This window comes from Mailhella sp., from assembly GCF_057866825.1.
Genome location: NZ_DBMAHT010000019.1, coordinates 1 through 20901, shown reverse-complemented (window position 1 = coordinate 20901; position 20901 = coordinate 1). Strand labels below are relative to the sequence as shown.

The window sequence follows — 20901 nt, the reverse complement described above, 5'->3', positions numbered from 1 at the left end:
CATCACGGCGCGGACGCCTCCGCGCCGTGATGCTGCGTATAAAGGCCATCACCCATCCGCAACACGCCCAAGGAGCTTGAGCCAATGGCTAAAGAACAGATTGAAAACCTCTCCGGCGTTCTCGGCTTCATCGAACGAGCCGGCAACAGACTGCCGCATCCCGTCACCATATTTCTGATCCTCACGCTGGTCGTCATGGTGCTTTCCTACCTGCTGCAGGGCATCACCATGGTGGATCCCAAAGGCAAAACCCTGGTCGTGCAGAGCCTCGCCTCCGTGGACGGCCTGACCTGGTTCCTCAAAAACTGTGTGGACAACTTCGTCCGCTTCAAGCCCCTGGGCCTCGTGCTCGTCATGATGCTCGGCCTCGGCGTGGCCGAAGAAGTCGGCCTGCTCTCCGCCGTGCTGCGCGCCACCATTCTCAGCGCTCCCCGCAGCATGGTGACCGCCATCATCGCCTTCTGCGGCGTCATGGGCAACATGGCCTCCAGCGCGGCCTTCGTGGTGGTGCCTCCCCTCGGCGCCATGATCTTCAAGGGACTCGGCCGCAATCCGCTGGCCGGTCTCGCCACGGGCTTTGCCGGCTGCGCCGCCGGCCTCAACGCCAACCTCCTGGTCGTCGGCACCGACGTGGGCCTCGCCGCCATCACCCAGCAGGCCGCTCAGATCATCGATCCCAATTTCACCGTGCATCCCGCCGTCAACTGGTACTTCATGTCGGCTTCCACCTTCATCGTGACGGCCGTCATCGTCTTCCTTACGGAAAAATTCGTCGAGCCCCGTCTTGAAGGTGTGGCCATGCACGAAGGCGCGCTCGGCAGCGAAGACATGACCGTGACTCCCGAAGAGCGCCGCGGTCTGCGCGCCGCCCTCATCGGCGGCCTCATCTACATCTGCCTCATTCTGCTCACCGTGGTGCCCGAACACGGCATTCTGCGCAATCCCAAGACCTTCAGCATCGTTCCCTCCCCCTTCCTCGACTCCCTCGTGCCCATCCTGCTCGTGTTCTTCCTCGCCGTGTCCATCCCCTACGGCGTGAGCACCAAGGTCATCCGCAACGACAAGGACGTGGTCCGCTTCATGGGCAAGGCCATGAAGGAATTCTCCTCCTTCATCGTGCTCTGCTTTGCGGCAGGCCAGTTCGTTTCCAGCTTCGCCTACACGCATCTCGACATGTACCTGTCCATTCAGGGCGCGGCCTTCCTCAACAATACCGGCTTCTCCGGCATTCCGCTCGTGGTGAGCTTCCTCATTCTCACCGCCTGCATCAACTTCTTCATCGGCAGCGCCATGGCCAAGTGGGCCCTGCTCGCCCCCATCTTCGTGCCCATGCTCATGCAGACGCAGCTCTCGCCCTACTTCGTGCAGGCCGCCTACCGCGTGGCCGACTCCACCACCAACGCCATCTCTCCGCTTGAGCCCTTCATGGCCTTCATCATCGGCGTGGCGCAGAAGTACGCCAGAAACGTAGGCCTCGGCACCATCATCTCGCTCATGCTCCCGTACGCGCTCGGCATTCTGTTCTTCTGGGGCATCTTCCTCATCTTCTGGATGGAAATGGATCTGCCCCTCGGCCCCGGCGCTCCCGTTTTCCTGTAGCCCTGCCCCTTCCCTCCTTTGCGGATAACGTTGTACGATTGTCTGCGAAGGAGGGATTCGCATTTCTGCCGCCCGGCCCGGAACCGCGTTCCCCCGGCGGCTCCCGCGTTTCCGACACGTCTTGTCCAAATCAACTCAGGAGGCCATGTGAAATACTTCGACTTTGAAATCATGGGACTCAAGCGCAAGCTTCCCTTCGTCCAGATCGGAGAAAATCTTGCTCTTGCCAGCTTCGTCGTGCTTTCCGACACCGAACTCATCCAGACCGTCGCTCCCGAACTCATGAAGCGTCTGCCCGAGGTGGACGTGCTCATGACCGCCGAAGCCAAGGGCATCTGCCTCACCTACGAAATCAGCCGCCTCATGGGCATGAAGGATTTCGTGGTGGCACGCAAGAGCCGCAAGCCCTACATGCAGAACCCCATCTCCCACTCCGTCTTCTCCGTGACCACCCAGAAGGAACAGACCCTCTGGCTCGACGGCTGCGACGCTGAAAAAATCCGCGGCAAGCGCGTGGCGCTCATCGACGACGTCATCGCCACCGGTGAATCCATCGAAGCCATCGAATCCCTGGCCCGCTCCGCCGGCGCCGAAGTCGTGGCCCGCGCCGCCATTCTGGCCGAACTGCAGTCCGTCCACCGCAAGGACATCATTTATCTGAAGGAACACTACGTCTTCCGTCCCAATCCCGACGGCACCTACACCCCCATCGACAAGCTCGACTAGCGTTCTCTCTTTCGACGGCCGCCCGCAGCGCGGACAACCTGCACAGCTTTTCCGTCCGCCTCTCCGGGCGGCCGTCCGACCGACAATTTCCCTCTTCCCGCATCACAGGGCGGTTGCCGCCATGCTCCGCCCGGCTTCCCGACACGTTCCGCACCTGCTCCTTCGCGCTCCCCTTTCGACTTCCGAAAGCGGACGCCGTCTTTCCGCTTACGCTGTGCTATAAAAAATATCCAATGATTCAAGGAGGGTATTAAAATGGATACGGAAATGTCTTCCGCTTTCCCCATGGTCAGAGACGTTCCCTACATGGGCGTCATCTGGGTTGTTCACGAGGCCTCGAAACTCGGCTTCTGGAACGGAAATCCCGACTGGTGCAACCTCGGTCAGGGACAGCCCGAAGTCGGCGACATGCCCGGCGCGCCCGAACGCATCAATCACATCGACATTGATCCCGCCGATCACGCCTACGGCCCGGTGGGCGGCACCGGCGAAGTGCGCGAAGCCATTGCCGACATGGTCAACAGAACCTATCGCCGCGGCAAGTCGAAGTACACGGCGGACAACGTCAGCTTCGCGAGCGGCGGCCGTCTGGCCCTCACCCGCCTCTACACCATTCTGGCCGACGGCGCGCGCATTGCCTACAAGAACCCCGACTACACCGCCTACGAGGACTACCTCTACAGCCTCCGCAACCGCTGCGTGCTGCTTCCCATCCGCGCCAGAGAGGAAGACGCCTTCTCCATTCCCGCAGAAACGCTGGAAAGCTTCATTCATCAGGAACGCGCCAACGTCTTTGTGTTTTCCAATCCCTGCAACCCCACGGGCGAACTCATTTCCGGCGAAACCCTGGACAGCTACGTGGCCACGGCCCGCAGGGAAAACTGCCTCATCGGCAGCGACGAATTCTATTCCCACTTCATCTACAATCCCGACGGCTCTCCCGCGTCCGGCCCCGTTTCCGCGGCGGAATTCGTGGAAGACGTGGACAAGGATCCCGTCGTCATTTTCGACGGCCTCACCAAGAGCCACCGCTATCCCGGCTGGCGCGCCGGATGGGCCGTGGGCCCGAAGCACATCATTGAAATGCTGAACCGCGCGGCCAGCGCCGTGGACGGCGGTCCTTCCATGCTCTCCCAGCGCGCCACCCTCGCGGCCCTCGAACCTTCCCGCGTGGAGCAGGAAACCACCGCCCTGCGCGCCGAATTCGCCTACAAGCGCAAGCTCATGCTCGACGGCCTCGCCGAACTCGGCATCCGCCCGGCGGCCGCGCCCCGCGGCACCTTCTACGTGTGGGCCTGCATCCGCGACCTGCCCGCGCCCCTCAACGACGCCGACGCCTTCTTCCACGCCTGCCTTGCCCGCAAGGTCATGACCGTGCCCGGCCGCTTCTTCGACGTGCGCCCCTACCGGACCCGTCCCGCCGAAGAACCCTACCGCTCCTGGGTGCGCTTCTCCTACGGCCCCTCCCGCGACGTGGTGAAAACCGGCATCGAACGCATCGCCGCGCTCATCCGCGAGCATCGCTGAGTCTGCCAGCCTGACGCTTAGTCAAACAAGGCAAAGCAATACATTGCGCCGCCGCTCCGGGCAAATTCTCCCCGGGCGCGGCGGCGCTTCCCGTGTCCGCAAAAAAACTGTGCCGCAGCGTCTGAACTTCCCTTGAAACCGCGCCGAAGGCGCGGCCGACGCGGGGACAATCCTTTCCGCAACGCCGCAAAGGAACACGCCACGCTTTCGCTCCGGCCAACGCAGCGCCGCTTGACGCCCGCCGCCTCAAAAGGTTACTTCCGGCATCGGCCCTTTTCCTTCAACCGTGTGCTTGAAAACCACGTAAAAAACAAGTCATGAAAGCTACCGTCTCGCTCTCGTTCATGCTGCTCGGCGTCGTGTTCTGCGCCTGTCTCGTGGCCTCCAATCTTCTGGAAACCAAAATACTCCAGTTCGGCCCCGTCACCATCACCGCCGGATTCCTGGTCTTTCCCATCTCCTACATCATCAACGACTGCATTGCCGAGGTCTGGGGCTTCCGCAAGGCGCGGCTCATCATCTGGCTGGGCTTTGCCGTCAACTTCGCCATGGTCGCCCTGTTTCAGCTGGCCGTGGCCCTGCCCGCCGCCCCCTTCTGGGAAGGCGACGCCGCCTTCCGCTTCATCTTCGGTCTTGCGCCGCGCATCGCCGCCGCCAGCCTCGCCGCCTTTCTTCTCGGCTCCTTTCTCAACGCCTATGTCATGAGCCGCATGAAAATCGCCAGCCGCGGCAAACATTTTTCCGCCCGTGCCGTGCTCTCCACCCTCGCGGGAGAAAGCGCGGACTCGCTCATCTTCTTTCCTCTGGCCTTCGGCGGCCTCGTGCCCGTGCAGGAACTTGTCAAGATGATGGCCATTCAGATCTTCGCCAAAACGGCGTACGAAATCGTCGTACTGCCGGTCACCATCCGAGTGGTGAACTTCCTCAAGAAGATCGAAGAATCGGACGCCTACGACACGGATATTTCCTACAATATTCTGAAGATCCGGGAAATTTAAAAACGCGGTCCACGTGCTCCCCAAGGCGTTTTTGCCGACTGCGTAGACAGCGCCCGCGGCGCGGCGTACTGTTAGAAGGCAAGCCCACGCAAGGAGTGCCCCATGAAAGTCGTTTCGCTTCTGGATAATCTGTCTGCGGACGACCGTCTCACCGCCGAGCACGGTCTGAGCCTCTACATCGAAACGGAAAAGCGCCGCATTCTCTTCGACACGGGACAGACGGACGCCTTTGCCCGCAACGCCGGGCATCTGGGCGTGGATCTGCGCCTTGTGGACATGGCCGTCGTGTCCCACGGGCACTACGATCACACCGGAGGTCTGGCCAAATTCCTCGCCGTGAACGATCATGCGCCCGTCTATGTGCATCGCCGCGCCTTTGAACGCCACCTCGCCGCAGACGGTCGGGAAATAGGCATGGATCCCTCGCTGGCAGGCAATCCCCGCATCGTGCCGACGGACGACGTGCTGTCTCTGGACGACGACATGTGGCTGTGCTCCTGCAATGATGAAGCGCGGCCCTTTCCCTCGTACAGTCAGGATCTGCTCATGGTGCGCAACGGGCATCCCGAGCCTGACGACTTCACGCACGAACAGTATCTCTGCCTCCGGGAACGCGGACGGCTCGTGGTCATCAGCGGCTGTTCCCACAAGGGCATACTGAACATCGTGCAATGGCTGCGGCCCGACGTGCTCGTGGGCGGATTCCACTTCAAGTCGCTGAAGCCCGATCAGCAGGGCCGCGCAACGCTCGATTTCGCCGCCCGGCACCTGGCGGCGTTTCCGACCGAGTATTACACCTGCCACTGCACGGGGCGCGGCCCGTTTGACTATCTGAAACAGACGCTCGGCGACAGGCTCCATTACCTTGCCTGCGGCTCGCGCATCTCGCTTCCCTGACAAGGAGAAGGCCACCAGGAAAGCAGCCGCGGGCAACGGCCCCAACGGCCGCAGAGGCGACGAAAGGGGCTCCTGGGGCAAGCCCCGGGACCCCTTTTCTGCAAAATCCGTCCCGCTTCCGCGCCGTTCTCCAAGCCCGAACCGCCGAAGCATTTAATGCAAAAGCCCGCCGCCTTTCACGGCAGCGGGCCCGGATGGCGTCGGCAAAAAAAACGTTTCCTTCCCTGCGGGACAGGAAGAGCGGCGCGGGAGAGACGCCTAGCTCAGCAGGTGCATTTTGGAATCCCGCTCGGAAATCTTCCTGACCGGCTTTGCAGGAACGCCGAGGGCCAGCCATCCTGCGGGAATGTCGTGCGTGACCACGCTGCCTGCGCCCACGACCGCGCCCTTTCCTATGGTCACGCCGTCGATGACGGAAACATTGGCCGCCAGCCAGACATCGTCTTCAATATGAATTTCTCCCGCGAACTCCGACGTGGACACGTGGCCGTCAGGATAGGTCATGCGTATGCGCTCATCCGCAATGAGGGGATGGTTGGAACAGAGAAGGCTGACGTTGGGGCCGAACATCACATTGTTGCCGATGACGACTTTTCCGTCGTCAAAGATGAGCAGATTGAAGTTCGCGAAAAAGTTGTCGCCGATGAACGTGTGGCAGCCGTAATTAAACTGGATGGGCCCCTGAAAGTAATAATTGCTGCCGATGCTTCCTATGAATTTTCGTATGAGCGGCAGCCTTTCAGGATCATATTCATCCATGGCGTTGAACTTCCGGCACAGCTCGTGCGCCACATGCTTGATGTCCTTGAGTTCCCGACATCTTGCATCAAAAAGCCTTCCTGCAAAAATCTTTTCTTCTTCCGTCATAGTAGCCTCTCATCCGGCATGATCCAGAAAAATTCCGCCCGCGAGCCGCCCGACGCTGCCGCCGCATGCCGCGGCTTCGGCAAAGAAACGCCATAAGAGCGCGCAAGGCAGCGTAAAAAAAGGAAAGCCCCACGAAGCCGTTAGCTTCATGAGGCTTTATGCGCGTCTTTTGGCGGAAGCGTATAGGAGTCGAACCTACCTCAGACCTCTCAGCCTGACACTGGTTTTGAAGACCAGGCGCAACACCGGTTACGAGACGCCTCCGCCAGCGAACATAAAAAAAACGACACCTTGCGTCAAGCTCGGAAATTTTCTTTTCCCTCAGCGCCTTGCATTAAGGGACAAGAAGCCTTATTGTTATCCTGAATCCGCAGAATTATTGCGGCAAACCTCGCCATTTACCCCTTCGGGAGGAAACATTCATGAATAACACGTCTCGCGACCAGGTGCAGAGCTACGGACGCTCCAGCGTTGCCGTTTACATGCAGCAGGTCTATCTCTGGATGACGGCGGCTCTCGGCGTCACTGCGCTCGCCGCCGTGTTCACGGCCTCCAACATGGCCATCATGCAGTTTCTGTTCACCAACACCATCATGATGATTCTGCTCATGGTGGCCGTCATCGGTCTTTCCATGTTCATCACCGCCAGAATGCACGTGCTCTCCGCAGGCACGGCCACCGGCCTGTTCCTGCTGTATTCCGTGCTCATGGGCGTGTTCCTCGGCCCGGTGCTTCTGGTGTACACCGGCTCTTCCGTGGCTCAGGCCTTCATCGTCACCGCGGGCATGTTCGGCGGCATGAGCGTGTTCGGCATGGTCACCAAGCGCGATCTTTCCGGCATGGGCAGCTTCATGATCATGGGCCTGTGGGGCATCCTGCTCGCCAGCCTCGTGAACGCCTTCATCGGCAATTCCGCCGTTGATCTCACCATCAGCGTGCTCGGCGTCATCATCTTCACCGGCCTCACCGCCTTCGACACGCAGAAGCTCCGCATGATGGGCGAAAGCGCTCCCGTGGACGACAGCCTTGCCATGCGCCGCGGCGCGCTGCTCGGCGCGCTCACCCTATACCTCGACTTCATCAACATGTTCCTCATGCTGCTCCGCCTTCTCGGCAACCGCAACAGCTGACGCTTCCGGAAGGCCGCGGCTGAACGTCGCGGCCTTCCTCTTCTCTTTTTTCTCAGGCCGGCTTTTTGCCGGCCGTTCGCGTGTAATCCATCGATTTTCAACAGCAGAGGGGCTCCCGGCAGGAGACGCGTGCGCCTCACCGTTCTGAAAGCCCCCTGCCAAAGAGTACGGCGTCAAAGGCATCCTCTCTGCCCCATGCTCAGGGGCGGACAAGTCCTTCGGGCCGACTGCGCCAGGCCCGCGCACTTCCGCGACGAAGCGTAAAAGACCGTCCATATCTGATTCGACGGACGCACGGCACAAGAGCGAACGCTTCTCTGCGGCGACTGAATAAAAACTCCGGGTGCGGCCATCGTGAGCTGAAAACGACCTGCGCCCCATCATCTTCTTCAAGCTGGAACGCACGGATGAAGTGGCCGTCATCAACGGCACGCCCGTCCGGCACGAACAACCCGCATCCCGACGGATGCCTGCCGACGGAATCCGTCCGGCATGAACGTCTTTCCGCCCGGTGCCGCCATGGCAGAACGCCACCCCCTGCAAAACATTCTCGCGCCGATTCTGCTGCCCCTCTCCCTGCTCTACGGCTTCGGCGGCAGTCTCCGCCGCCGCATGGCGCGACTCGGACGACTCCGTCAGTGGAAGCCGCCCCGGCCCTGCGCGTCCGTGGGAAACATTTCCTGGGGCGGCACGGGCAAAACGCCGGTCACGGACTGGCTGCTCGATCACGCCTCGCGTCACGGCCTTCGGGCTGCCGTGCTCACGCGCGGCTACGGTGCGCATCCCTCTTCCCTGCCGCTGCGGGCGGCTCCCGGCGTGCCCCCCGCCGAATGCGGCGACGAACCGCTCATGCTGGCCACGCGCCATCCCGACGCCGTGGTCATGGTCGATCCCGACCGCAACCGCGCGGGAGCGCGCGTGGAATCCGAATTCTCTCCCGACTTCTACCTGCTCGACGACGGCTTTCAGCACCTTTCCACGGGGCGCGATCTCGATCTCGTGCTTCTCGACAAGGACGACGTGCGCCTCTCCCCCGCTCCGGGACGCCCCCCCTCCAACTGGAACCGCGTCATTCCCGCGGGAAGCTGGCGCGAGCCGGAATCCGGCCTGATCGACGCCGGGGCCTTTCTCATCAAGGCCGAACCGGAAGAATGGCCCGAACTTGTTCCGGCGCTGAAACGGCGTCTCCAGAAGTATCCCCGCCCGGTCTTCGCCTTCCGCATGGAGCCTGCAGGCCTTCGCCCCCTGAACGCGGACGCCGCGCCGCTTTCCGACGCCTCCGCCGTGCCCGGCGCCTACGTCTTTGCCTGCGGCATCGGCGATCCTTCCCAGGCGCTGCACACGGTTTCCGCCTTTCTCGGCAAAAGCCCGGAACGCATGCTGACCTTCCCCGATCATCACGACTTTTCCGGGGAGAAAGCCCGCCTCGAAGCCCTGCACCTGCCCGTCGTCTGCACCGCCAAGGACGCCGTCAAGCTGCGCCCGCTCGTGCTTTCCGTCCCCTGCTTTTCTCTGGAAGTCTCGGCCCGGTTCTTCGCCTCCCTGAGCGCCGATGATCTGACCGGCGACTGTTCCGTGCCCGGGCCGGATTTTGAAACCTGGTGGAGCGCCTGGCTGCGCGAACACCTCGACTGAACGCGCCCTTTTGCGGCGCATCATTGCGGCATTCCTGAAATGCCTCTGGAAATATCATGAAAAAACAAGAAGATTTCGACGAACAGCTTTTGTTCGACATTCTCGAAAAAGCCGGACGCCCCCTGCGTCTCGACGACATTCTCCGCATCGGAGCCTTTTCCCGCAAGCTCAAGCGGGACATTCTGGAAGCTCTGCACGATCTGGCCCGCAACGGCGAAATCGTCCGCCTGGAAGGCGGAAGCTGGGTCATGGCCGACGCGCTCAAACGACGCCGCGGCATTCTTGCCACGCAGCGTTCCGGCGCGGCCTTCGTGACGCCCGAAGACGCCGAGGCCCGGTCCGGACAGGACATCTACATTGCGCCCGACGACGTGGGCGACGCCTGGAACGGCGATCTGGTTGACGTCATGCTTCTGCCCCGCAAGCGCGGAGCCTTCAAAAAGCAGGAAGGGCGCGTCATTGCCGTGGTGCGCCGCAGTCAGACCGACGTGGTGGCGCGCGTGCTGCGCAAGGGAAAGGCCGAAGGCACGGTGTTCTGCCGTCCTGCGGATTCGCGCCTGACCTTCGACGTGCTGGCCGACGTGTCCGCGCTGGAAAAGACGCCCGAAGAAGGCGAACTGCTCCGCGTGACCGTGGCGGACAAGCTGGAAGAGCACGGCGAACGACATCTCTGGTCGGGGCGGGCCGTGGCCGATCTCGGCATGGAAAACGACGCCGCCGTGCAGGAGCGCTTCACCAAGCTGAACAACGGCATTCCCACGGAATTTCCCGACAATGTGGTGGCCGAAGCGGAAGCGGCGGCCGCCGCGCCGTGGAGCGACAAGGCCTCTCTTGAAGATCTGCGCGGGGAAATGCTGGTCACCATCGACGGCGAGGACGCCCGCGACTTCGACGACGCCGTGTGCGCCTGCCGCACGGCGGAGGGCTGGCGTCTTCTCGTGGCCATTGCGGACGTCTCCCACTACGTGCGCCCGAGAACGGCGCTGGACAAGGAAGCGCGCGACCGCGGCAATTCGTACTATTTTCCCATGTCCGTGGAACCCATGCTGCCGGAATCGCTGTGCAACGGCGTGTGCAGTCTGCGTCCAAACGAGGAGCGCCGCTGCATGGCCGTGGACATGCGCCTCGATGAAAACGGCAATCTGACGGATTCCCGTTTCTGCAACGGCCTCATGATTTCCCGCGCCCGCCTGACCTACCGCGAAGTGCAGGCCGCGCTGGACGATCCGCAGGGCGAAGCCGCCGCGGGCATCGAACGCCGGGCTCCCGGCGTGACCGCCATGCTCCGGGAGGCCGCGGAACTTGCCGCCGTGCTCATGGAGCGTCGTCACCGTCAGGGCGGACTGGACTTCGACATTCCCGAAGCGGAGTTCGTGGTGGAGGAAAAGAACGGCGTTTCCTGCGTGACGGGCATCCGCAACCGGGAGCGGCTGTTCAGTCACCGGCTCATCGAGGCGTTCATGGTGCGCTCCAACGAGGCCGTGGCGGAATTTCTCACCCGGAAGAACGCGCCTCTGCTCTACCGCGTACACCCCGCGCCCGGCCCGGACAGGCTGGAGGAACTCTATCACACCCTGCGCGCCACCGACGCCGACCTGCCCCTGCCGAAGGCGGCCAAGGCCACGGTTCCCGGCTGGCTCACCCATGTGCTGGATGCGGCCGCAGGCACGGATCAGGCCTTCGTGGTGAGCCGCCTTGCCCTGCGTTCCATGATGCAGGCCCGCTACTCGCCCGAGGAAGACGGGCACTTCGGCCTCGGCTCGGCGTGCTACTGTCATTTCACCTCGCCCATACGGCGCTACGCCGACCTTGTGAACCACCGCGCCTTGCGCTATGTTCTCGGCCTCGATACGGGCGGCCCCCTGCCCGCGGGACACAAGCTGCTGGAAACCGCCGAACAGTGCAACAGCCGCGAACGCGTCGCCACCGACGCCGAGCGGGAAATCGACAGGCGCATGGGCTGCCTGCTGCTGACGGGCCGCACGGGCGAAACGTTTGAAGGCGTCATCAGCGGCGTCATGAATTTCGGCTTTTTCGTGGAGCTCGACGGCATGCCGGTGGAAGGCATGGTACGGGTGGAAACGCTGGGCCGGGACTACTACATATTTGATGAGGAAAGGCAGGAGCTTCGCAGCGAACACAGCGGCGAAGCGTTCCGCCTCGGACAGAAAGTGACCGTGAAACTGACCGGCGTACACGTCGGCCGACTGGAGATAGACTTGGAATATCAGAAGGATGAAGAAGGACGCCGTCCGTTCCGTCGCCGTGACGGAAACGCGCCCCGCAAGGACCGCTTTGAAGACAGGGAAGGCAGGGAACACCGTTCCGGCCGCCGCGCCTTTGCCGACAGAAAGGGCTTCCGTCCCCGCCGCGACGACGAGGAACTGAAGCGTCAGCGCCGTTACGCCTCCGACTCCTGGGATGAGGAAAGCCCGCGCGAAGAATCCTTCCGCGAACGCGCTCCCCGCAAGCCCTGGAACAAGGATCGCCGCCGCGAAAACGGAGACGGCGAACGCGATTTTCGCCCCGGCCGCAAGCCGTTCGGAAGAAAGCCTTCGTTCCGCAGGGACGAGGATCGCTTTGCCGACGGCGAGCAGCGCGGCGAACGCCGCTTCGACGGACGCCGTGAAGAACGTCCCTTCCGCGACGAGGAACGTTCGTTCCGCCGCGGCGATGAGGAACGCCGTTCCTTCCGTCCCCGCCGCCGCTTCCACGAGGAAGGCGAAGAGCGGGAAGAAGGCCGCTTCTTCCGCTCCGGCCGGGGCGAAGACGGCCGCAGAAACGAACGTTTCGACAAGCCCTTCGACCGCGCGCGTCGTCCCTTCCCGAAGCGCCGCGACCGCGACGACGAAGAACGCTCCTTCCATGAAGACCGTCGTTCCTTCCGTTCCCGCGACGACGAGAACCGGGAACGCCGCTTCGACGGTCGCCGCGAAGAGCGCGGATTCCGCGATCATAACTTCCGCCCCGGCAAGGGCCGCGCTCACCGCGATCATGACGGCTTCCACGGTGCGCCCGACGACTTTTTCGCCATCAAAACGGAGCCGGAAGCGCCGACGCATCGTTTCGGTCGTCGCAAAAAGTAGCTCCGGCGGCAGGCCGACCATTCGCATCCGTTATCTTCAGATCCGGGAAAGGCGCTCTTTCCCGGGTCTGGACTCATATTCAGACGCTTGACAACATTTGCCGCTCCAGATAAAAAAAATGGTTCGGCATCATGCCGCAAGTCGTATTTTCCCTGCGCCCTTCCGGCGCGGGTCATCACCTGCTTTGATATCACCCGGATCGCCCGGATAAACTTCCTGGAGGCATTTCATGGCCCGTATTACCGTTGAAGATTGCCAGCGCCGCGTAGACAACCGTTTTCTTCTCGTGCAGATGGCCATCAAGCGTGTACGTCAGTTCCGCGAAGGCTACGAACCTCTGGTTGACAGCAAAAACAAGGAAGTCGTCACGGCCCTGCGCGAAATCGCTGCGGGCAAGGTGCTGCCTGAAGACAAGCGCTTCTACACCCCCGTGGAAGGCGAAACCACGCCCGATCTTGACGACTAAGCCCTGTTGTACGGAACATTTTCATGAGCAAGCGCGATTATTATGAAATTCTGGGCGTCTCCAGAGATGCTTCGGACGACGAGATAAAGCACGCCTACCGAAAGCTGGCGCTCAAGTATCATCCCGACCACAATCCGAACAATCCCGAGGCGGAACAGAAGTTCAAGGAAGCCGCGGAAGCCTACGACGTGCTGCGCAATCCCGAACGCCGCGCCAACTATGACCGCTTCGGCACCGCCGATCCCGGCATGGGCGGCTCCTCGTTCAACAGCGCCGAGGACATCTTCGCGCAGTTCGGCGACGTGTTCGGCGATCTGTTCGGCTTCGGCGGCGGTTCCCGCTCCCGCGGGCCCCGTCCCCAGCAGGGCGATGATCTGCGCTACAACATGACCATCTCTTTCCGCGAAGCCGCCAAGGGCACGGAAAAGGCCATCAAGATTCCCCGCCACGTCACCTGCCCCGAGTGCAACGGCTCCGGCGCGGCCAAAGGCTCTTCGCGCGAAACCTGCAAAAAGTGCGGCGGCTCCGGTCAGGTGGCCATCCGCCAGGGCTTCATGCAGTTCGTGCAGCCCTGCCCCACGTGCCACGGCCGCGGCTTCACCATTCCCAAGCCCTGCCCCAAGTGCAAGGGCGAAGGCATTGTGGAAACCGTGCGTGAACTGTCCGTGCGCATTCCCGCCGGCGTGTACGACGGCGCGCGTCTGCGCCTGCGCGGCGAAGGCGAAATGGGCGTCCACGGCGGCCCTCCCGGCGATCTTTACGTGGTGCTCCACGTGGAGGACGACGACGTCTTCGAACGCGACGAACAGAACCTCGTGTACACCGCCACCATCACCTTCCCGCAGGCGGCGCTCGGAACCCGCATCCAGATTCCCAGCCTGAACGAAGGGGAAACGCTCGATCTCGACATTCCCAAGGGCACGCAGAACGGCAAAATATTCCAGATCCGCGGCAAGGGCCTCAAATATCCCGGCGAAAAGCGCACCGGCGACCTTCTGGTGCGCGTGGTGGTGAAAACCCCCACCAAACTTACCGCCGAACAGGAAAAGCTCCTCAGGGAATTTGAAAAGCTCACCGAAGAACAGAACAAGCCCGGCATTTTCGACAAGGTCAAAAAAGCCATGGGCATGGAATAATTCCGCTCTCAACCGGCTTTCAGAGGCCGCTTCCGCAAGGAAGCGGCCTTTTTTGCGCTCATCTTATCATACCCAACGGCGACGTTGCGTTTTAAAAAGAAAAAGGCCCGGCACGCATGGTCCGGCAAACGTCAACCACGAGCGCAACTCTCATGATTCCCTTCACTTCCTTCGACGACTTCATGGACACCGCCCGCAGCTTCCACGGCGCGGCCACTCCCGGCATGATGCTTGCCGCCTTCATGACCGAACTTGCCCTGCACTCCATGGGCAGAACCAGCAGCTTTCACGCCCTTTGCGAAACCGACCGCGACCTTCCCGACGCCGTTCAGCTGCTCACGCCCTGCACCGCGGGCAACGGACGCCTGCACGTGCTCGATCTCGGACGCTTTGCCCTCACGCTCTTCCGCACGCCCGGCGGCAAAGGCGTGCGCGTGTACCTCGACCTCGCCAAAACGGCGGGCTGGCCCCACATCCGCCGCTGGGCCCTCCAGGAACCGATGGCCGACGAGCGCTCCCTCGTGCGCCTGGAGTACGAGATACGCAAGGCCGGCATTGCCGTGCTTTCGACATCTTCGGTGCAGGTGCGCGCCGCCTTCCTGCGCGAAACGCCCCCGGAACCCATGACAGCCTGCATAAGCTGCGGCGAACCGCACCCTGCCCGCATGGGCGCGCTCTGCCCGGCCTGCGCCGGACGCTCGCCCTACGAGCCGAAACTCCCCGCCGTGATCACGCCCGGATGTGAGACTTTCTGAGTCGTGCTGCGGGCTGTTTCTCTCTTCTTCCTATTTTTACTGAATATTTTCTTCCTTGCAGCACAGCAAAATCCCCCGGAGGCTCCAGAACTAAATTGTTACAACAGGCGTTGCAGGCTTGCCGCTCAGAAAAAAATTGTCTAAAAAATTCACATGGTGCTCGCGCATCCTGCTCCGGAAAACGTTTCCGGAACGTGCCGCCCATCTCCGTTTCTTCGGAAGCCGCAGTCTGGAAGGCGCAATTTCATGAGCTGAATCAGGAATCATCATGTCCAGCCAACACCCGTTTCACGGCTTCCGCCGCATCCTCGCTCTCACCGTCACTCTCTGCCTGCTCTGCGCTTCCAGCGCTCTGGCCCGGCCCATCAACGCCAAAAGCGCCATTCTCATGGACGTGACCACCGGCCGCATTCTCTACGAACAGCGCGCCGACATGAAAATTCCCCCGGCCTCGCTCACCAAGGTCATTTCCATGTACGTGGCCATGAACGCCATCAGCAGCCGCAAGGTCGATTATCACGACAAGGTTAAAATCAGCGCCGCGGCAGCCCGCACCGGCGGTTCCCGCTTCGGGCTGCGGGCCGGAGAACGGGTGACGCTCGACAAGCTGTTCTACGGCATGGCCGTGGCTTCGGGCAACGACGCCAGCGTGGCCGTGGCCGAACACGTGGCGGGCTCCTCCTCCGCCTTTGTCTCCCGGATGAACTCGCTGGCCAGGCGTCTGGGCATGAGAAACACCCGCTTCGTCAACGTTCACGGCCTGCCCGCCAAGGGGCAGATCACCACGGCGCGGGACATGCTCAAGCTTGCCAGAGCCTATCAGTCTCACTACCCCAGAGCCCGCAAGTATCATCTGGCCCGCTCCGTCACGCATCGCGGCCGCACGGAACCCAACCACAATCCTCTCGTCGGCCACTACGCCGGTCTCGACGGACTGAAAACCGGCTGGGTCACCGCCGCAGGCTACAACATCATCGTCACGGCGCGCCAGCGCGGCCACAAGCTCATTGCCGTCATTCTCGGCGCGCCCAACACGGGCGTGCGCGCCGCGGAAGCCCGCCGCCTGCTCAACGCCGGATTCGCCGCCGTAGCCAAAAAGAAAAGCACCGCCATCGCCGAGCTCGGCGTCTCGGCCAAGCAGGCCCGGCAGCTCAAAAAATCCACCAGCTATTCCCCGCCGCGCAAGGTGCAGAAAAAGCGTCCTTCCCGGAAATCCGCCGCGGCCGCGCAGCGCCAGTCCGCACGAAAGAAGGCCTCCCGCTGACCTTCTCCCGCGCGAAATAACCGCGCCCCGCATTTCCCCCGCGCATGTGGCCAATCACGCTTCGACAGCCCGTCGGAGCGTTTTTTTTGCGCTTCCGACTTTACCTGCGGAGCCGACAAGCGACACAGGCATCCGGCCCTTCCGCCTCTCCCCGCGTCGAGCGTCCAGAAAAAGACTCCCAAAATCTCAAAAGCTTTCTGATCAAACTTCCGCGCGTTTTCCATGCACGGCCCGCCCGAACGACACTTCTCGGCAGCGACAAAAAAACGCGGAGCTCCGCAAAGAACTCCGCGTTTTTTTTTGAAGCGACTGCCGACTAGAACTTCACGTTGCGGGCCGCTTCCAGCGCCCTGGCGAAATCCTCGTCGCTGTGCGCAAAGGAAAGCATGTTGGCTTCAAAGGCCGAAGGCGCCATGAAAATGCCCTGCTCACGCATCTGCTTGTAGAAGGTCTCGAAAAGTTTCTGATCCGTGGTCTGCACGCTGGCAAAGTCCATGAGAGGCGCTTCTGTGAAGTACACGGTGAACAGCGAGGCAATGTGCGGAATCTGCACCGACACGCCCTTCTCTCTGAGTATATCCTGCAGCTCCTCCACGAACGCATGTACGCGGGCTTCCAGCGCGTCGTAATCGGAGTGCTTGAGAATGTTCAGCGTGGCCAGTCCGGCGGCCATGGCCAGCGGATTGCCCGACAGCGTGCCCGCCTGATACACCTCGCCCTCCGGTGCAATGTGACGCATGATGTCGGCCCGTCCGCCGTAGGCTCCCACGGGCAGACCGCCGCCGATGATTTTGCCGAACGTGGTCAGATCGGGCATGATGTTGAAACGACCCTGCGCGCCGCCGTAGGAAAGACGGAATCCGGTAATCACCTCGTCGAACACCAGCAGCGCGCCGTATTTCGAGCACAGCTCGCGCAGTCCGCGCAAAAATCCCGGCTGAGGCAGCATCAGCCCCATGTTGCCCGCCACGGGCTCCACAAAGAGCGCCGCAATCTGATCGGGCCAGGCCTCGAAGAGCGCCTTCACGGCGTCCAGGTCATTGTAGGGGGCAAGCAGCGTGTCGGCCACGGTGGCCGCCGGAACGCCCGGCGTGCCGGGAATCGAAAACGTGGCCACGCCGGATCCCGCGCTGGCAAGAAAAGCGTCGCCGTGACCGTGATAGCCGCCGATGAACTTGATCATCTTGTCGCGGCCAGTCACGCCGCGGGCCAGACGCAGCGCGCTCATGGTGGCTTCGGTGCCGGAATTCACCATGCGCACCATCTCCACGGAAGGCAGCGCCGAACACACTTCTTCGGCAAGGCGTACTTCATCCTCGCAGGGCGCGCCGTAGCTCGTGCCGCGCGCCGCGGCCTTGCAGATGGCTTCCGTCACGGCAGGATGGGCGTGACCTACCAGCATGGGGCCCCAGGAACCGAGAAAATCAATGACGTCGTCGCCGTCTGCCGTGGTCAGATGCGAACCTTTGGCGTCGGCGATGAACAGCGGGTCGGCATGAACGTTGCGGCACGCCCGCACGGGACTGTTTACCCCGCCGGGAATAAGCTCCTGGGCGTGGACGAAAAGATCATGGGAACGTTTGGTATGCATGGCTTGCTCCTGTTACTCTGACGGCTCCGCAAAGTACGTCATGGAAATCTTTTTCAGCTCTTTGAGGCTCTCCAGAATTTCGTATTTTTCCAGAGAGGTGGTGCGACGCAGCTCTTCGACCACATCGAGACATTCCTGTTCGCTCTTGCCGTGAATCATGGTGTAAAACGTGTACGGCCACGCCGGATACGGGCTCGGACGATAGTAGCAGTGCGATATGCGCGGATGTTCCGCCGCCTTTCTGCCCACCTCGTCCACTTCGTCCGGGGAGACCATCCACGCCACCATGGCGTTATGCGTCCAGCCCGTGCGCTGATGCTTGATGCTCGCGCCGAAACGACGGATGGCTCCCGACTCCTTGAGGCGGGACAAAAGCGCAATCACTTCCTCTTCCGTGGCGCCGACGGCGGCCGCCATATCCGCATAGGGAGTGAGCGAATCGGGTATGCTCTTCTGAGCGATGCGAAGAATGGCCTGTTCCTTTTCCGTAAATTCCATGGCAAGCCCCGTTGTGGTGAAGAAATTCGACGGGAAGTATAGCCGCACCGCGCACCGGAAGCAAGAGACCACGCTCACATGCTCCGGCAAAGTCCGGCTTGTGCGACGGGCCGCCGTTCCGACTCCCGTACCGTATGGGAAATCCCGCATGCCGGAGCTCGAAGCGCTGCTCGCCCGCTCCGCCCCGCCCGTGGGGGGGGACTTTTGCCTGCCCGAGGAACAAACGCAAAACGGGCACAGACGGTCATCCGACCAGTCTGCGCCCGTCTGCGGAGTGCGCCTACAAGAAGCGGGAACCGCTCCGACCCCCCGAAGCGATTCCCGCATTGGTTTGCATGGACACTCTCCATGCAGATCCCGTCTTCCTTCTTACGGAAGCATCCAGCTCAGGAAGCCGGCCTGGAAGTAGGCCAGCACGCAGAGAATAAGCGTAAGCGCGATGCTGTGTCCCAGAGCGAAACGGAAAAGATTGCCTTCCTGACCGACCATGTTGGTCGCCGAGGTGGCCACGCTGATGGACTGGGGAGAGATCATCTTGCCGGTCACGCCGCCCACGGCGTTGGAGGCCACGGCCAGTTCAGGCGGAATGCCGACGGCAGTAGCGGTGGTGTGCTGCATGCTGCAGAACAGCGCGTTGGACGAAGTGTCGGAACCGGTGAGGAACACGCCCAGCCAGCCGATGAGGGGAGCAAAGAAGGGGAAGAAGCTGCCGGTCTTGGTGAAGGCGAGGCCGAGGGTGGAGCTCATGCCGGCGTAGTTCATGAGGAAGGCCAGACCGAGCACGCTGGCGATGGTGAGAATGGGGAAGCGCAGCTGATGCAGGGTGGTGAAGAAGCACTTCACGGCCTTGGCGTAGGAATAACCGGGCATGAGAGGCACGGCGATGAAGCCGGAAAGCAGGATGGCGGTACCGCCGGCAGACACCCAGCCGAAGGTGAACACGGCCGCGTAGGGAGATTCGGTGGCCACGATGGGAGCGGCGCGATTGACCATGCCGTCAAGCAGCGGCCAGGCGAAGCTGGGAGCGGAAATGCTGTTCAGGATGCTCTTGAACTGAGGCAGGCCCCACAGGAAGACCATGACGGCCAGAATGAGATAGGGGCCCCAGGCGCGGAGCACGACCTTGCCGGAATATCCGGGACCGTCGGTGCTGATGGCGGGATCTTCGGCAAAGCGGAAAATGGAGCTGGGCTTCCAGTAGCGGAGCAGCACGAGCAGGCCCACGATGGTGGCGATGGCGGACATGATGTCGGGCAGGGTCGGGCCGTGGAAGTTGGCGAACACGAACTGCGCGCCGGCAAAGCAGACGCCGGCCACGAGGATGGCGGGCAGAATTTCCATGGAGCGACGGAAGCCGCACATGACGATGCTCAGCCAGAACGGAATGATGATGGCAAGCAGAGGAAGCTGACGAGCCGCCACCTGGCTGATGAGGTTGGGATCCATGCCGGACACGCTGGCGGCAGTGAGCACGGGCGCGCCGATGGCGCCGAAGGCCACGGGAGCGGTGTTGGCGATGAGGCAGAGACCGGCGCCGTAGATGGGATTGAAGCCCAGGCCGGCGAGCATGGCCGCGGTGATGGCCACGGGAGTGCCGAAGCCGGCGGTGCCTTCCAGGAAGGAGCCGAAGGCAAAGGCGATGAAGATGGTCTGCAGGCGACGGTCGGGCGTCACACGGGCCAGAGAATCCTTGATGATTTCAAATTCACCGGATTCCACGGTCATGTTGTACACCCAGACCGCGGTGATCACGATCCAGATGATGGGGAACAGACCGTTGGCAATACCGAGTCCGACGGAGCTGATGGCCGTCACTATGGGCATGCGCCATATAAGGATGGCGATGACAAAAGCGGAAGCGAGTCCGGCCAGCGCAGCAATGTGTCCCTTGGCACGTTTAATGGCCAGCATATAAAGCAGAATGACAAGCGGAATGGCCGCAATACATGCCGAAACTACTTCACTGACGACTGGATCATAGACTTGGGTCCACGCCATACTATTCCCCCATGAATTAAAATGATCATCACAGCAGATGCTCTTTAAAAAAAGTATCTGAATAAGCCTATGATGATAGGATTATAAAAAATAAAAAATCTTCGCAAGTATCCGGGACAAGCGTAAAAAGAAACAACATTTATTGAAATTTTAATAACTTTTTTCCCGGAAAAATAAAAAGTATATCTTTATAACTCATTGTTATCATTTATATTAAAAAAATACTTCACAAAAATGATCTTTTCGTGCGCTCCTGAGTGCGTTACTTTGAACAAACATAAAAAAATGTATCAGCACAATATGTTATCGACTGTTTGTGTGCTCAATCCTATATTGTGATTTATTTCTTTATACAACTGTCCTGCCACAGTTTCTCATGCTGAACGACAAAATTATCAAAAAAAATTTTGCTTTCTCTGCGTTGCCTGCCTCTTCCTCCGCATTAAATCAGTGTGAAATTTCTTTTCCTCAAGAGTCAGAGCAAAAATATTCTGCGTTTCTCCCGAGCGTTCACAAGCCTGAGCAGGGCATGCCCCAAAAATATCTCGCGCATTGAACGATGAGGTCGTGTTCCATAGTTCCGTGCCGCATTCCCGGAGTCAGAATGTTGCGGTCGCCTGGACAGCCGTTGCAGCAAAAAATATGTCGGCGAGCCCTCGTGCCCTGTCCCGGACAAGAGCCTCGGCATCAAAAAAAGCAATCGGGAACAAAACTCCGGCATTGCAGGA

16 protein-coding genes and 1 tRNA gene are annotated in these 20901 nt (G+C 61.3%); 12 read left to right on the top strand and 5 right to left on the bottom strand.

What is annotated here, in order from left to right:
* Positions 1-84: 84 nt before the first annotated feature.
* The 5 genes from ACZM96_RS03630 to ACZM96_RS03610 all read left to right on the top strand — a co-directional run bounded on the left by ACZM96_RS03630 (position 85) and on the right by ACZM96_RS03610 (position 5747).
* Entirely contained in the window at positions 85-1599 is a 1515-nt protein-coding gene (locus ACZM96_RS03630) for an AbgT family transporter (RefSeq protein ID WP_489487412.1), read from the top strand.
* A 147-nt stretch (positions 1600-1746) separates the two neighbouring features.
* Positions 1747-2325: a phosphoribosyltransferase family protein gene (locus ACZM96_RS03625; protein WP_489487411.1), complete on the top strand. Its 579-nt coding sequence runs from the start codon at positions 1747-1749 to the stop codon at positions 2323-2325.
* 255 nt (positions 2326-2580) lie between these two features.
* Positions 2581-3852 (top strand): pyridoxal phosphate-dependent aminotransferase, encoded by a 1272-nt coding sequence (locus ACZM96_RS03620; protein ID WP_489487409.1) that lies wholly within the window; start codon positions 2581-2583, stop codon positions 3850-3852.
* A gap of 317 nt (positions 3853-4169) precedes the next feature.
* A complete protein-coding gene (locus ACZM96_RS03615) occupies positions 4170-4850 on the top strand; it encodes a queuosine precursor transporter (RefSeq protein WP_489487407.1) in 681 nt (226 codons plus the stop codon).
* 102 nt (positions 4851-4952) lie between these two features.
* Complete coding sequence (locus ACZM96_RS03610; protein WP_489487405.1) at positions 4953-5747, top strand: MBL fold metallo-hydrolase; 795 nt, start codon at positions 4953-4955, stop codon at positions 5745-5747.
* 258 nt (positions 5748-6005) lie between these two features.
* Here ACZM96_RS03610 and ACZM96_RS03605 read toward each other — a convergent pair whose 3' ends face one another.
* Both ACZM96_RS03605 and ACZM96_RS03600 read right to left on the bottom strand, forming a co-directional pair.
* On the bottom strand, positions 6006-6614 hold the full coding sequence (locus ACZM96_RS03605; RefSeq protein ID WP_489487403.1) for a sugar O-acetyltransferase: 609 nt from the start codon (positions 6612-6614) through the stop codon (positions 6006-6008).
* 170 nt (positions 6615-6784) lie between these two features.
* A tRNA-Sec gene (locus tag ACZM96_RS03600) sits at positions 6785-6878 on the bottom strand.
* A 158-nt stretch (positions 6879-7036) separates the two neighbouring features.
* Between ACZM96_RS03600 and ACZM96_RS03595 the strand changes: the two genes are divergently transcribed.
* The 7 genes from ACZM96_RS03595 (at position 7037) to ACZM96_RS03565 (ending at position 16086) form a co-directional block, all read left to right on the top strand.
* Entirely contained in the window at positions 7037-7744 is a 708-nt protein-coding gene (locus ACZM96_RS03595) for a Bax inhibitor-1/YccA family protein (protein WP_489487401.1), read from the top strand.
* A 519-nt stretch (positions 7745-8263) separates the two neighbouring features.
* Complete coding sequence (lpxK, locus tag ACZM96_RS03590; protein ID WP_489487399.1) at positions 8264-9379, top strand: tetraacyldisaccharide 4'-kinase; 1116 nt, start codon at positions 8264-8266, stop codon at positions 9377-9379.
* Between the two features lie 56 nt (positions 9380-9435).
* On the top strand, positions 9436-12465 hold the full coding sequence (rnr, locus tag ACZM96_RS03585) for a ribonuclease R (RefSeq protein ID WP_489487397.1): 3030 nt from the start codon (positions 9436-9438) through the stop codon (positions 12463-12465).
* Positions 12466-12694: 229 nt separating this feature from the next.
* The gene (rpoZ, locus tag ACZM96_RS03580) at positions 12695-12931 is read left to right on the top strand and encodes a DNA-directed RNA polymerase subunit omega (RefSeq protein WP_077072023.1); all 237 of its coding nucleotides are present in this window, start codon (positions 12695-12697) and stop codon (positions 12929-12931) included.
* Positions 12932-12954: 23 nt separating this feature from the next.
* A complete protein-coding gene (gene dnaJ / locus ACZM96_RS03575) occupies positions 12955-14067 on the top strand; it encodes a molecular chaperone DnaJ (RefSeq protein ID WP_489487394.1) in 1113 nt (370 codons plus the stop codon).
* A 152-nt stretch (positions 14068-14219) separates the two neighbouring features.
* A complete protein-coding gene (locus ACZM96_RS03570; RefSeq protein ID WP_489487392.1) occupies positions 14220-14822 on the top strand; it encodes an FmdE family protein in 603 nt (200 codons plus the stop codon).
* Between the two features lie 268 nt (positions 14823-15090).
* A complete protein-coding gene (locus ACZM96_RS03565; RefSeq protein WP_489487391.1) occupies positions 15091-16086 on the top strand; it encodes a D-alanyl-D-alanine carboxypeptidase family protein in 996 nt (331 codons plus the stop codon).
* 316 nt (positions 16087-16402) lie between these two features.
* Here the strand turns inward: ACZM96_RS03565 and hemL are convergent, their stop codons facing one another.
* The 3 genes from hemL to ACZM96_RS03550 all read right to left on the bottom strand — a co-directional run bounded on the left by hemL (position 16403) and on the right by ACZM96_RS03550 (position 20173).
* Entirely contained in the window at positions 16403-17677 is a 1275-nt protein-coding gene (gene hemL / locus ACZM96_RS03560; protein ID WP_489487390.1) for a glutamate-1-semialdehyde 2,1-aminomutase, read from the bottom strand.
* Between the two features lie 12 nt (positions 17678-17689).
* Positions 17690-18175, bottom strand: a complete 486-nt coding sequence (gene ahbB, locus ACZM96_RS03555; protein WP_489487388.1) for a siroheme decarboxylase subunit beta — start codon at positions 18173-18175, stop codon at positions 17690-17692.
* A 369-nt stretch (positions 18176-18544) separates the two neighbouring features.
* Positions 18545-20173, bottom strand: a complete 1629-nt coding sequence (locus ACZM96_RS03550) for an L-lactate permease (protein ID WP_489487386.1) — start codon at positions 20171-20173, stop codon at positions 18545-18547.
* Between the last annotated feature and the right edge of the window lie 728 nt (positions 20174-20901).